The sequence below is a fragment of the Romboutsia ilealis genome, from assembly GCF_900015215.1.
Taxonomy (GTDB): Bacteria; Bacillota; Clostridia; order Peptostreptococcales; family Peptostreptococcaceae; genus Romboutsia; species Romboutsia ilealis.
In genome coordinates, this window is the sequence record NZ_LN555523.1 from 2,090,003 (window position 1) to 2,102,379 (window position 12,377).

General features: G+C 28.5%; 16 protein-coding genes. 2 read left to right on the forward strand and 14 right to left on the reverse strand.

Translation table 11 applies throughout. The features are described 5' to 3' along the window. Positions 1–2: 2 nt before the first annotated feature. The 14 genes from scfB to CRIB_RS09900 all read right to left on the reverse strand — a co-directional run bounded on the left by scfB (position 3) and on the right by CRIB_RS09900 (position 11,142). Positions 3–1,376, reverse strand: a complete 1,374-nt coding sequence (gene scfB, locus CRIB_RS09835) for a thioether cross-link-forming SCIFF peptide maturase (protein ID WP_180702199.1) — start codon at positions 1,374–1,376, stop codon at positions 3–5. 223 nt (positions 1,377–1,599) lie between these two features. Continuing rightward, positions 1,600–2,109 (reverse strand): HD domain-containing protein, encoded by a 510-nt coding sequence (locus tag CRIB_RS09840; protein ID WP_180702200.1) that lies wholly within the window; start codon positions 2,107–2,109, stop codon positions 1,600–1,602. A gap of 173 nt (positions 2,110–2,282) precedes the next feature. Next, entirely contained in the window at positions 2,283–3,830 is a 1,548-nt protein-coding gene (gene murJ / locus CRIB_RS09845) for a murein biosynthesis integral membrane protein MurJ (protein WP_180702201.1), read from the reverse strand. 185 nt (positions 3,831–4,015) lie between these two features. Continuing rightward, a complete protein-coding gene (locus CRIB_RS09850; RefSeq protein ID WP_180702202.1) occupies positions 4,016–4,204 on the reverse strand; it encodes a hypothetical protein in 189 nt (62 codons plus the stop codon). A 131-nt stretch (positions 4,205–4,335) separates the two neighbouring features. Beyond that, complete coding sequence (gene scfA, locus CRIB_RS09855; protein WP_071119480.1) at positions 4,336–4,479, reverse strand: six-cysteine ranthipeptide SCIFF; 144 nt, start codon at positions 4,477–4,479, stop codon at positions 4,336–4,338. A 67-nt stretch (positions 4,480–4,546) separates the two neighbouring features. Then, on the reverse strand, positions 4,547–4,909 hold the full coding sequence (locus tag CRIB_RS09860; RefSeq protein WP_180702203.1) for a TIGR04086 family membrane protein: 363 nt from the start codon (positions 4,907–4,909) through the stop codon (positions 4,547–4,549). Between the two features lie 70 nt (positions 4,910–4,979). Next, on the reverse strand, positions 4,980–5,273 hold the full coding sequence (gene yajC / locus CRIB_RS09865; RefSeq protein ID WP_180702204.1) for a preprotein translocase subunit YajC: 294 nt from the start codon (positions 5,271–5,273) through the stop codon (positions 4,980–4,982). Between the two features lie 84 nt (positions 5,274–5,357). Next, positions 5,358–6,479 (reverse strand): tRNA guanosine(34) transglycosylase Tgt, encoded by a 1,122-nt coding sequence (gene tgt, locus CRIB_RS09870; RefSeq protein WP_180702205.1) that lies wholly within the window; start codon positions 6,477–6,479, stop codon positions 5,358–5,360. A 46-nt stretch (positions 6,480–6,525) separates the two neighbouring features. Beyond that, on the reverse strand, positions 6,526–7,023 hold the full coding sequence (locus CRIB_RS09875) for a phosphate-starvation-inducible PsiE family protein (protein WP_180702206.1): 498 nt from the start codon (positions 7,021–7,023) through the stop codon (positions 6,526–6,528). 27 nt (positions 7,024–7,050) lie between these two features. Beyond that, complete coding sequence (gene queA, locus CRIB_RS09880; protein WP_180702207.1) at positions 7,051–8,076, reverse strand: tRNA preQ1(34) S-adenosylmethionine ribosyltransferase-isomerase QueA; 1,026 nt, start codon at positions 8,074–8,076, stop codon at positions 7,051–7,053. A gap of 177 nt (positions 8,077–8,253) precedes the next feature. Then, the gene (gene ruvB, locus CRIB_RS09885) at positions 8,254–9,270 is read right to left on the reverse strand and encodes a Holliday junction branch migration DNA helicase RuvB (protein ID WP_180702208.1); all 1,017 of its coding nucleotides are present in this window, start codon (positions 9,268–9,270) and stop codon (positions 8,254–8,256) included. Between the two features lie 17 nt (positions 9,271–9,287). After that, entirely contained in the window at positions 9,288–9,890 is a 603-nt protein-coding gene (gene ruvA / locus CRIB_RS09890) for a Holliday junction branch migration protein RuvA (RefSeq protein WP_180702209.1), read from the reverse strand. After that, a complete protein-coding gene (gene ruvC / locus CRIB_RS09895; RefSeq protein WP_180702210.1) occupies positions 9,883–10,392 on the reverse strand; it encodes a crossover junction endodeoxyribonuclease RuvC in 510 nt (169 codons plus the stop codon). The genes ruvA and ruvC overlap by 8 nt, the downstream gene beginning before the upstream one ends. Positions 10,393–10,539: 147 nt before the next feature. Then, positions 10,540–11,142: a hypothetical protein gene (locus tag CRIB_RS09900; RefSeq protein WP_180702211.1), complete on the reverse strand. Its 603-nt coding sequence runs from the start codon at positions 11,140–11,142 to the stop codon at positions 10,540–10,542. A 145-nt stretch (positions 11,143–11,287) separates the two neighbouring features. Here CRIB_RS09900 and CRIB_RS09905 point away from each other — a divergent pair, with 145 nt between their 5' ends. Together CRIB_RS09905 and CRIB_RS09910 are read left to right on the forward strand one after the other, a co-directional pair. Beyond that, a complete protein-coding gene (locus CRIB_RS09905) occupies positions 11,288–11,608 on the forward strand; it encodes a hypothetical protein (protein WP_180702212.1) in 321 nt (106 codons plus the stop codon). A gap of 135 nt (positions 11,609–11,743) precedes the next feature. Continuing rightward, on the forward strand, positions 11,744–12,064 hold the full coding sequence (locus CRIB_RS09910; RefSeq protein ID WP_180702213.1) for a DUF1540 domain-containing protein: 321 nt from the start codon (positions 11,744–11,746) through the stop codon (positions 12,062–12,064). The last annotated feature ends 313 nt before the right edge of the window (positions 12,065–12,377 follow it).

Here is a 12,377-nt window from a genome sequence, read left to right on the forward strand (position 1 = left end):
TATTATTCACCTTCTAACATTAATTTTGCTTGTATCATTATAGAACATTCTGTTCTTTTCTTTTGCATTTCACAACCTAATTCATAGGGCTTCATAACGTCTCCATTGAAGTTAGTTGCATTTGCATGACATCCACCTGAGCAGTAGAATTTATTCCAACATTTTTTACAATCTTCTTTGCTATATACATGAGCATTTTTAAAACTTTCTGTTAAATCATGAGGGAATACTATTTCTTCGTTCATTATGTTAGATAATTTATAATCTTCATTTCCAACAAATTGGTGACATGGGTATATATCTCCCTCTGGAGTTATAGCAAGATATTCATTTCCTGCCCCACATCCTGTTATTCTCTTTATTACGCATGGTCCTTGATTTAAATCTATCATAAAGTGGAAGAATTTAAAGTCTTTTCCATCTTTCAACATATCTGCATATTTAATTGCTAAATTTTCGTATTCTTCAAATACTTTAGGCATATCTTCTTTTCTTAATGCATAAGGATTTGATTCATCTCCAACAACCGGTTCAACAGAAGTAAGTGCAAATCCTTCATTTGCAAAGTGCATAACATCATTAGAGAAATCTAAATTCTCTCTTGTGAATGTTCCTCTTATATAATAATATTTATCTTTTGGTCTAGTTTCTATAAGCTTTTTAAATTTAGGTAATATAATATCATGACTTCCTTTGTCATTCAATGTAGGTCTCATATTATCATTTACTTCTTTTCTACCATCTAAACTTAATACTACATTATGCATATTCTCATTTATATACTCTATCTTTTCGTCATCTAATAGTATTCCATTAGTAGTTATAGTAAATCTTATATTTTTGTTATTTTCTTTTTCTACACTTCTTCCATATTCAACCAATTGCTTTACTACATCAAAATTCATTAGTGGCTCTCCGCCAAAGAAATCTATTTCTAGGTTTCTTCTATTTCCTGAATTAGCTATTAAGTAATCTATAGCCGCTTTACCAACTTCAAAGCTCATCATTTGCTTTTCTCCGCCGAAGTCACCTTGTGCAGCAAAACAGTATTTACATTTTAAATTACAGTCATGAGCCACATGTAAACATAAAGCTTTAACTACTTTTTTTCTAGCTACGAAACTTGGATGGAACTGATATGTATCCTCTGTGTATAAAAGACCTTCTTCTTCTAATGTCTTTATTTCATCATAAGCTTCATTTATTTGCTCTACTGTATAATTTTCTTTTAGACTTTCTATTATTTCTTCTTTAGTTTTTTCCTTATATAAGTCAACTAGATTATAAGCAACTTCATCTACAACATGAACTGCCCCTCCGTTAACATCTAGTACTATATTGTATCCGTTCATTGAGAACTTATGTATCATACTCATTTTTCTCTCCTTTACATTATCTATTCGATTTATCTATATCAAAACACACCTTACTCGAATTAAAATTAATCTATTCTTCATTATATAACTTATATAAAGTATACGCAAGATTATTACCAAATTCACCTTTTAACCATTTAATTCTATTTTTTATTATTTTTAAATTTGGTATTTATATAAAATTACTCTATCTTTTACTACTTAATTATATATAGATAAATATCTAGTTCTTGTCATCTATTTGTTTAAAAAAACTAACTACATTATTTGTTTCGTCACTATGATGATTTTTAACTATATCTAATATAATCTCATCATCAATAATATCTTTTAAAATTGCATATCCGTAACTACTATGATTATAATAACACTGTATTTTTTTAGATTTTTTCAATTTTTTTAATTTACCATTAGTCAATTTATTTAATATAACTATTACAGATTTATCAATTACATTTAATCGTTTAGTAATTTTTCCTATATCATGTAATAAAGCTGACTTAATTAATATATTTTTATTTTTTAATATTTCTTCATCTTTAATTTCCTTATTATCTATAGTAAATTCTATATCTTTTGCTATTCTGATACTATGCTTTTGTTCTGATTTAGATAACTTCATGAATAATTCCAATTCTTTACTATTCAATATTTCCTTAGCATAATCATAATCTTTTTTAGTCATCTTATCTGTCACATTAACATAAAATTGCTTTACTCTTTTAGGTATCATGATTATCTCCTTCTGCTATTCATTAAGGATTTTTAGTTTATTATATCAAAATTTTATTTATATTACTTACATTTATAATTTATCTAAATTTTTTAAAGTATTATAATATCCTTAAGCGTAAAAAATGGAGTATTTTAAAACAAGTGTTTATTTTAAAATATCTCCATCTCCATTTATCTTTTATTAAGCTTTTCTCTAACTTTATCTAAAATTATATTAACTTCATCTACTTTAAGTATTATTATACTTATACCATAAACTATTGCACCTATTGCTACTGATATTACTAAAGTTATAGCCTCTTTTATAAATCCACTACCTATCAGGTTAGCCATAGTATTATATGTAAATAAAGTTACTACTGCCATTATAATACCTGAAATTAAAGACTTAATCATACCTAGTGCTATAGATTTTCCGCCGAAACTACCTATTTTTCTTTTCAGGCTTATAAATAATAATGTTATAGTAAATAAAGCTGATATACTAGTTGCAAATGCAAGACCTGCAAGTTGCATGTTTGTAAATTTAACAAATAATATGTTAAGTGTTATATTCAAAATCATTGCTATTACTCCATTTATCATAGGAGTTTTTGTATCCTGTATTGAGTAAAATACTTTTCCCAATATATCTCTAAGACCATATCCTATCATACCAATTGAATAGAATGTAAGAGCAACAGCTGTCATATGAGTCGCTCTAGCATCAAACTCACCTCTTTGGAATAACAACTTAACAATTGGATTAGCAAGTATTATCGCCCCAATAGATATAGGTATAACTAGCAATGTAACTGTATTTACCGATGTTATTATTGATTTATTAAACTGTTCTTTGTTGTTTTCAGATGATAACTTTGACAACATAGGATATACAACAGATGATATAGAAACTATAAACATACCCATAACAAACTGATTTAGCTTCGTAGCATAGTTTAATGCCGATATACTACCTTCAACCAATGTAGATGCTATAGTTCTATCTACTATAGTATTTATTTGATTAACTGCAACGCCTATTAAAACTGGTGCTATAAGCCAAAGCATTCTCTTAAGATGCTCATCTTTTACATCTATGTACGACTTATATCTATATCCTTTTTTCATTGCAAAAGGAAGTTGGAATAAAAATTGAAGTGATAATCCAATTAGAGTACCCCAAGGCAATAAATAAGGACTTATCTTTACACTTATAATTATTGATGTAATTATAAGAATATTATATGGAACTGGCATAAGACCTGGTATTATAAAATTTTCTTTTACTTGTAAGTATGCCATCATAATATAACTCATTCCTAAAAATGCTAATCCTAATATCATTACTCTTGTAAAATAAACTGCTAAACGAAGTGTTTCACCTTCAAATCCTACCGCAAATATTTTTACTATTTGTGGTGTAAATATTGCTCCTATCGCTGAAAGTAATAAACATATAATTACAACAATATTAAATACATTATTTGTAAACTTATTAGATGCTTTCTCTCCCTTATTCGCATTTACTTCACAATAAAGTGGAATAAATGCAGTTCCTAGAGATGTACCTATAGCAGTAAATATTACTGCTGGTATGTTCATAGCCACTAAAAATGCATCACTAACTCCTGATGCTCCATATGCTGAAGCTAGGGCTAATTCTCTACCAAAGCCTAAGATTTTAGCAACTAAAGTTGCCGCCATTAATCCTACAGCCGCCTTTGCTACTTTTGACATAATTTTTCTCTCCTATACGCTGTTAAATCTTATTTATTTGATTATACACCATTTTAACATAAGATATAATGGTTGATAAAGTATAAACTCATCTTTATATATTAAATATATAGTAATTACATATTTATATTTTATAGTTCATAGACTTACTCAACATTAATTAATAATTAAAATTTAACTGAAATTTACTTCTTTTTACTGTCAATTTTATATTCCTTACTTAAATTTTTTATATTATCTAATTCTAGATAAGTTACTAGATTTTGTGATGTATTATCTATATCATTTGATATATCAAATAAATTTCCTATAAAAGCATTCCCTAATATTTCAGATGTTAACTCTTCTATATTTTTGTTTTTTTTATTCTTCATAACTATGCCTCCTCTTATTTTGAATATATATATTATTGGCAATAGTTATGGTTATTACTCCCCTATATAATTTATAATAAACACAAAAAGACGCCATAGTAATGACGTCTTTTTGTGTTTATCATAAATTATTATCTTTCACACTCTTGGTTTGCAACTGTACAAGAAGTTTTGCAAGCTGATTGGCAAGAAGTTTGACATTCTCCACATCCACCTTTTGCAGCACTTTCCTTTAAAGTAGCACTAGATAAAGTTTTTACATGTTTCTTTTCCATACTTAAGTTCCTCCTACTCAAAAGTTTCTTAACTGATTATATCATATAATTTTCTAAATGTGGAATATTATTTAAAGTTTACACCTAAAACTCCGCCTATACCACCAGCTAAAGATACTAGCAATATTTTATATAATATATCCATTTCAAATTCAAAGCTATCTTTAGCTAAAAATACTATTAATGTAAGACATACTATATACATAAGACCAACTAGTAGGCCATATATAAGACCTTTTTCTTTTATCTTCTTTGATGCATAAAATCCACCAAATGCTGATGATGCTGTAGTTATTGCTGATGATGCTACAGCTATAGAATTTCCTGATAAATTAGTAAAAGTAAGGGCTAAGTTATATATTAATAGTGTTGCTAGTGTTAATATGTACGAATATCCTAAGCCCTTTAGAATATGATTTGCTTTATCCATAAAAAATACCTCCCCTCAAATATATACTCGTTAATATATATTCAAGAAAAGGTACAAACATTACTATTTATTATGCTTCTTTAGATTCTTTAGATTCAACAGTTCCTATAGCCCATTTTTCAAATGGTACTTTAGTTCTGTTTGGTCCTATTTCTAATATTACAGCATTTTCTTCAACCTTAGCAACGTGAGCTATTATACCACCTATAGTAGTAACCTTATCTCCAACGCTTAAGTTTTCTCTCATCTCTTTTAACATTTTATCTTTTTTCTTTTGTGGTCTTATAAGTAAGAAATAAAATACTCCAAATACTGCAACCCACATAAGTAATCCCATGATCATCTGTTGTGTTTGTGCACTCATCTGTTCCACTCCTTCAAAGTTTATAATTATTTTAATATATAATATTATATATTAAAATAATTATAATTAATAGTATATTTTAATTTATTTTGTGTATCCATATGCCTTGAAGAATTCTTCCTTGAAATCTAATAATCTATCTTCCATTATCGCTTCTCTTACTTGCTTCATTAAGTTTAATAAGAAGTATAAATTGTGAGTAGTTATTAATCTTGATGCTAATATTTCATTAGCCTTGACTAAATGTCTTATATATGCTCTTGTATAATTTCTACAGCAATAACAATCACAGTTTGGATCTAGTGGACTAAAGTCTCTTGCATATTTTGCATTTCTAACAACTACTTTTCCAACACTAGTCATTGCCGTACCATTTCTAGCTATACGAGTAGGTAACACACAGTCAAACATGTCTATTCCCCTTATAACACCTTCTAATAAATCATCAGGACTACCAACACCCATTAAATATCTTGGCTTATCTTCTGGCATTAAAGGTACTGTATAATCTAATACTTCATACATTAATTCTTTTGGCTCTCCAACACTTAAACCACCAACTGCGTATCCTGGTAAATCTAGTTCTAATATTTCTTTAGCCGATTGTTCTCTTAAATCTTTATACATTCCACCTTGAATTATACCAAATAAAGCTTGATTTTCTGTATTCTTATGAGCCTCTTTACATCTTTTTAACCATCTTGTAGTTCTTTCTAAAGAGTTTTTAACATATTCTCTATCAGCTGGATATGGAGCACATTCATCAAATGCCATCATTATATCTGAACCTAAAGCATTTTGAATTTCCATAGCCTTTTCAGGACTTATAAAGTGTTTTGATCCATCTATATGTGATCTAAAGTGAACACCCTCTTCTGTTATCTTTCTAAGTGGACCTAAGCTAAATACTTGGAACCCTCCACTATCTGTAAGTATTGGTCTATCCCAATTCATAAATTTATGTAATCCACCAGCTTCTTTAACTAAGTCGTGACCTGGTCTCATATATAAATGATATGTGTTACTTAATATTATTTGTGAACCAATTTCTTTAAGTTCTTCTGGCGTCATTGATTTTACCGTTGCTTGAGTTCCAACCGGCATAAATATAGGTGTTTCTATAACACCATGTGGAGTATGAAGTCTTCCAAGTCTTGCCCCACTTTGTTTACATGTTTTTATAAGCTCGTATCTTATTGCACTCATGTTTTTTGTCTCCTTAATCTAGTCTTTTGTTTATCTATATTGAAATTTATATATTTGCTGTATCTAAAGTTTTGTCATCTTCTATAGGGTCTTTATCATCTGTAATATCATCATCACTGTCATAATGTATACTTGTTATATTCAGATTGCTGTTATCTTTTGTTAATAAATATTTTCTTATTATAAATAATCCGGCTATTGCAATTACGCCTAATAATACTTCTGACATACCTCCACTTTTCGGAAGTAGTATCATCTTTCTTGCTATTGCATATAATAAAACTTCTATTATTGTTCCTGGTATATGCAAAGATAGCATAACCACAAATTCTAAAGCTATAACTAAAAGAAGTATTTGTGCTAGTATATCATTTAATTGACTGTATGCAACAGGAATCTGATATTCAACGATATATGCAGTCCATATCGTTCTTAGAACGTCTATTGTTCCTAAAAATACTGCTATTAAAACTACCATGGCTAATATTGATTCAAATATATACGCTACTCTTAGTGATATATTACTTTTATCTATATTTTTCATAGTTCCCCCTATATATTCTCTATTTAACTATTTTACAATCATAGCATCTCCAAAACTAAAGAATCTATATCTTTCTTTTACAGCCGCTTCATAAGCATTTAGCACATTCTCTTTGCTAGAAAGCGCACTCACTAACATAATTAATGTTGATTCTGGTAAATGAAAATTAGTTATAAGTTTATCTACCATTTTGAATTTATATCCTGGATAAATAAATATATTAGTCCATCCGCTAGTTTCTTCTATTATCCCGTCTTCATTAGTTGCTGATTCTACTGTTCTACAACTAGTTGTTCCTACACAAACTACGTTATGTCCATTTTTCTTAGCATTATTTATCTTTTGTGCAGCTTCTTTATCAACCATATAATATTCTGAATGCATCTCATGTTCTAATACATTATCAACCTTAACTGGTCTAAAAGTTCCAAGTCCTACATGAAGGGTTACAAATGCTATATCTACGCCCTTATCCTTTATTTGTTGAAGCAATTCTTCAGTAAAGTGAAGACCTGCTGTCGGTGCTGCTGCGGAACCATTATGCTTAGAGTAAACAGTTTGATATCTTTCTCTTTCTTCTAATCTTTCTGTTATATATGGAGGTAGTGGCATATTTCCAAGTTCATCTAAAACTTCCTCAAATATTCCTTCATAATGGAATTTGATTATTCTAGAACCTTCTTCAGCTAAACCTACTACTTCTCCTATAAGCTTTCCATTTCCAAAAGAAAACTTAGTTCCTATTTTCGCTCTTTTACCTGGCTTTACTAATGCTTGCCAAGTATCTTCTTCAGTTCTTTTTAATAATAAGAATTCTATCTTACCACCTGTGTCTACTTTTTCACCTATAAGCCTTGCCGGTATTACTCTAGTATTGTTAAGTACTAAGCAGTCTCCAGGATTTAGATAATCTATTACATTTTTGAATGTTTTATGTTCAATTTCTCCAGTTTCTTTGTCTAGTACCATTAATTTAGAACTTGATCTATCTAATATAGGTACTTGAGCAATTAACTCTTCTGGTAAGTCAAAATAAAAGTCGCTTGTTTTCAATTTAAACTTCCTTTCCAAAATTTTATACAGTTACCATAATAACAAAAAAAGTATATTTTTTCTATACACCTATTAAATATATATTGTGTGTATTTTTTAGAAATTATAACATTTTACCTTGTTATATCAAAATTAAAGTAACTTCAAAATTATTGTATTATATTTTATGTCTATGTTTTATTTTGTAGGATAAGGTATATTAAGATGATCATATGCTAATGGCATAGCTATTCTTCCTCTTGGGCCTCTATTTATAAATCCTAACTGAAGTAAATATGGTTCATAAACATCTTCTATAGTATTTCTGTCTTCTCCTATAGATGCTGCTAGTGTGTCAAGTCCAACCGGACCTCCTCTAAACTTTTGTATTATAGTCATTAAAAGTTTTTCATCTACATAATCAAGTCCTAAACTATCTACACCTAATAACTCTAATGCTTTATTGGCAACATCATCAGTTATATTACCATCTGCTCTAACTTGAGCATAATCTCTTACTCTCTTTAAAAGTCTATTTGCTATTCTTGGTGTTCCTCTTGAACGTCTTGCTATTTCAGTTGCTCCACCTATTTGTATTTTTGCACCTAAAATTTCTGAGGATCTTACTACTATCTTAGCTAATTCATCAACTGTATAATAATCTAGTTTACATATAACTCCAAATCTATCTCTAAGTGGGTTTGTAAGCATACCAGCTCTAGTTGTTGCGCCTATCAATGTAAACTTAGGTAAATCAAGTCTTATACTTCTTGCCGATGGACCTTTTCCTATTATTATATCTAAACAAAAGTCTTCCATAGCTGAATATAAAACTTCTTCCACACTTCTATTTATACGATGTATTTCATCTATAAATAACACATCATTTTCACTTAAATTTGTAAGTATTGCTGCTAAATCTCCAGCACGTTCTATTGCTGGACCCGATGTTATTCTTAAATTTACACCCATCTCATTAGCTATTATACTTGCTAAGGTTGTTTTTCCTAATCCAGGAGGTCCGTATAAAAGAACATGATCAAGTTGTTCATTTCTACTTTTTGCAGCTTCTATAAATATCTTAAGCTGCTCTTTTGCTTTTTCTTGACCTAAATAATCCTCTAAAGATTTTGGTCTTAAACTATTTTCAACATCTACATCTTCATTTTGCATCGTTGATGTTATTATTCTATCTTCATCTTGAAAATCAAACATTAAAACTCATCTCCTTTCTATCTTAAGGATTTACTCATTATATAAGTTAATGATTTCTTTATTATATCTTCTGTATTTAATCCATCCTTTTTACAATTATCAACTGCTTCTTTAGCTTCTGATGATGAGTATCCAAGTGCTACTAACGCATCTACTGCTTCATCTTTAGATACAGCTATTGGTTCACTTGAAAGTAATGTCGGTTCAAACTCAACATTATTTTTATCGACTTTATCTTTTAATTCAAGTACTATTCTCTCTGCTGTTTTTTTACCTACACCTGGTGCTTTAGAAAGTTTTGATACATCCTCACTTAATATATATGCACCAAGCTGTCCTGGGGATGCAAATGATAATATGGATAAACCTACTTTAGGTCCTATTTTTGATACTGAAGTCAAAAGTTCAAACATCTTCATTTCTTCTTTAGTAGCAAATCCACAAAGACTCATATCATCTTCTCTTACTATTAATTTAGTATAAATTTTTGCCATACTTCCTAAATGTAAGTCTTTTATAGTATTACTAGATACATTTATTTTATATCCTATATTGTTATTGTCTATTACTACATAATCTAAGTTAATTTCTTCTACCGTTCCTTTTATATAACTATACATAACTTCCCCCTATATTCTTTAGAGTTTTTTCTAACTTATTAGCATGCGCATGACAAATTGCCACTGCCAAGGCATCTGCTACGTCATCTGGTTTTGGTACTTTTTTTAGATTTAAAAACGATGTAACCATTTGCTGTACTTGAGCTTTTTGTGCTCTTCCGTATCCAACTACACCTTGCTTTACTTGTAAAGGTGTATATTCATAAACAGGTTTATTATTATGAGCACAAGCAAGCATGGTAACTCCTCTCGCTTGAGCAACTGTAATTGCTGTCTTTACATTTTTATTAAAGAACAACTCTTCTATGCCCACTTCATCTATGTTGTAATTTTTTATAAGCATATCTATTCCCTTGTAAACAAGTTCTAATCTTTTTAATACATCCATTCCTGCAGGAGTAGTTACTGCTCCATAATCTATTACTTTAAATTTACTATTTTTATATTCTATTATTCCATATCCAACTATTGCTATTCCTGGGTCTATACCTAGTATTATCAAAGTGTCAGCTTCCTCCTAAAAAATTTTTATTTATCTATATCAATAATAATATATATTTTTACATAATATGCAAAACTTACGTTCTAATATATTATATCATAAGTTTTTATATACACAAAAAAACAACCTTATATTAGGTTGTTTTTATTAACTTCCGAAACTTTCAAGTCTTGAATATGCATCATCTTGAGTATCAACTACTACACCTTTTTGAATTTCTTCTTGAACTGACTGTGGCAAAGAATCTAATTTTATTTCCGTATTTTCGATTAGCTCTCGCTTTCCATTTATATCATATTTATAAAGTCCTATAAATCCATCTTCTACTTCTAAAGAATATTTATTACTTCTTGATACATCATTTAAAGGAGCTTTTTCCGATAATACGATTTCATGTTGTGTTATACTATCAATCTCTTTATCTGGATATTTTTCAGATAAGTATGTTCGTATTTCTTCTTTTGTTTTATCAAGTAATTCTTCCGGTACAATTCCTATCATACTAGGCTCTGAATTTATTAAACTTCCTTCTTCACTACGATTGTATAACCAAATCTCACAATTCTCACTTAATTCAAATGAATCTTTAGTTTTTTCATTTTCTTCATTTATTATTTCATTATTAAATGCTGGTTTCTCTTCTACTTTTCTAGTTTTTATCCCTACATAAATACCTCCACTCAGTACTAATATTCCAGTTAATATTAATATAGGTGTCTTCCATTGGAAGGGCTCTTTTCTCTCGAACATATAAATAACCTCCTTATATCAAATATTGTTTCCATAACCTATATTTTTATACATTTTATCCAAATATTAGTATTTTTTGTTTCACTATTAATAATATATACATATTATAAGATATATTTTGAATATAATCTTAGGGGGTGATAGTTTGAGCTCATATATTCAAATAATTTATGATAGATTAGATTTTATCGAATTTAAACAAAACTTAATTCTTTTAAAACAGCCTCAACATAAAGCATCTGTATTTTATAAACTTACTTTAGATGATTTTTTGAAAATAAGAGATTTAACCTTTGAGTTTGAAAATCAAATCAAATCAGGAATAAAATTATCAATTTCAGATTATGAAAATAAACTTTTTGAAATATGTCCGATAATAAAATCTTATCCAACTTCATCTACATTAATAGCAAAAATACTCATGAGTGAGGACATATTTAATTCTCTTTTCTCTTCTTTAAATTAAAATTTTCACAAAAGAGGAATAGTTTTATACTTTCCTCTATTTTTTATTATATATTTTTTTATTTATTGGCTATATTTTTATTTAAATATGTCCATACTCCTTATAGATTAAAATATTTATTGGGAGGTAAGTTATATGTCTAGTATAAACTGTAATGTAAATAACTGTGGTCATAATGATAGTGGTATGTGCTATGCTAATAAGATTTCTATAAATGGTAAGAAGTCTCGTACAAGCACTCATACTTGCTGCAATACTTTTGTAGAACAATCAAATGAAAGCTTTACTAATAATGCTGATAATTCTAGTAATAATACATTAATAGGATGTAATGTAAAAAGTTGTGTTAATAATGCTGGGACGGTATGCGTTCTTAGTAATATAGGTGTAACTACATCTGCTCCAATAACTAACGCAGCATCAGAAACTTATTGTTCTAGCTTTAAATGTAAATAATACATAGGTTGCTTGAATACACAATACACCTTCAGGCAAATTTTAAATATTATTAATTTTAATCCACTGATAAAAATAATTTTTCTATTAAAAAAGTATCTCTAAGAAATTTCTTAGAGATACTTTTTTATTGTCTTACATGATACAATACTAATACAGTATAATTTTATAGGTGGTGTGATATGAACAAAATTTCTTTCTTCAACTGGATTCAGATAATATTGATTGTGCTTTTATCTATAAATATTATAGTCAAGTTAATACATTTATTTTAAACAGTGTATTTTATATACTGTTTTTTATTACAGTGCTT

Excerpts from the sequence above, each read along its gene's own strand:
- scfB (WP_180702199.1), bottom strand. The coding sequence starts at position 1,376 with ATGAGTATGATACATAAGTTCTCAATGAACGGATACAATATAGTACTA.
- CRIB_RS09840 (WP_180702200.1), bottom strand. The coding sequence starts at position 2,109 with ATGATACCTAAAAGAGTAAAGCAATTTTATGTTAATGTGACAGATAAG.
- murJ (WP_180702201.1), bottom strand. The coding sequence starts at position 3,830 with ATGTCAAAAGTAGCAAAGGCGGCTGTAGGATTAATGGCGGCAACTTTA.
- CRIB_RS09850 (WP_180702202.1), bottom strand. The coding sequence starts at position 4,204 with ATGAAGAATAAAAAAAACAAAAATATAGAAGAGTTAACATCTGAAATA.
- scfA (WP_071119480.1), bottom strand. The coding sequence starts at position 4,479 with ATGGAAAAGAAACATGTAAAAACTTTATCTAGTGCTACTTTAAAGGAA.
- CRIB_RS09860 (WP_180702203.1), bottom strand. The coding sequence starts at position 4,909 with ATGGATAAAGCAAATCATATTCTAAAGGGCTTAGGATATTCGTACATA.
- yajC (WP_180702204.1), bottom strand. The coding sequence starts at position 5,273 with ATGAGTGCACAAACACAACAGATGATCATGGGATTACTTATGTGGGTT.
- tgt (WP_180702205.1), bottom strand. The coding sequence starts at position 6,479 with ATGAGTGCAATAAGATACGAGCTTATAAAAACATGTAAACAAAGTGGG.
- CRIB_RS09875 (WP_180702206.1), bottom strand. The coding sequence starts at position 7,023 with ATGAAAAATATAGATAAAAGTAATATATCACTAAGAGTAGCGTATATA.
- ruvB (WP_180702208.1), bottom strand. The coding sequence starts at position 9,270 with ATGTTTGATTTTCAAGATGAAGATAGAATAATAACATCAACGATGCAA.
- ruvA (WP_180702209.1), bottom strand. The coding sequence starts at position 9,890 with ATGTATAGTTATATAAAAGGAACGGTAGAAGAAATTAACTTAGATTAT.
- CRIB_RS09900 (WP_180702211.1), bottom strand. The coding sequence starts at position 11,142 with ATGTTCGAGAGAAAAGAGCCCTTCCAATGGAAGACACCTATATTAATA.
- CRIB_RS09910 (WP_180702213.1), top strand. The coding sequence starts at position 11,744 with ATGTCTAGTATAAACTGTAATGTAAATAACTGTGGTCATAATGATAGT.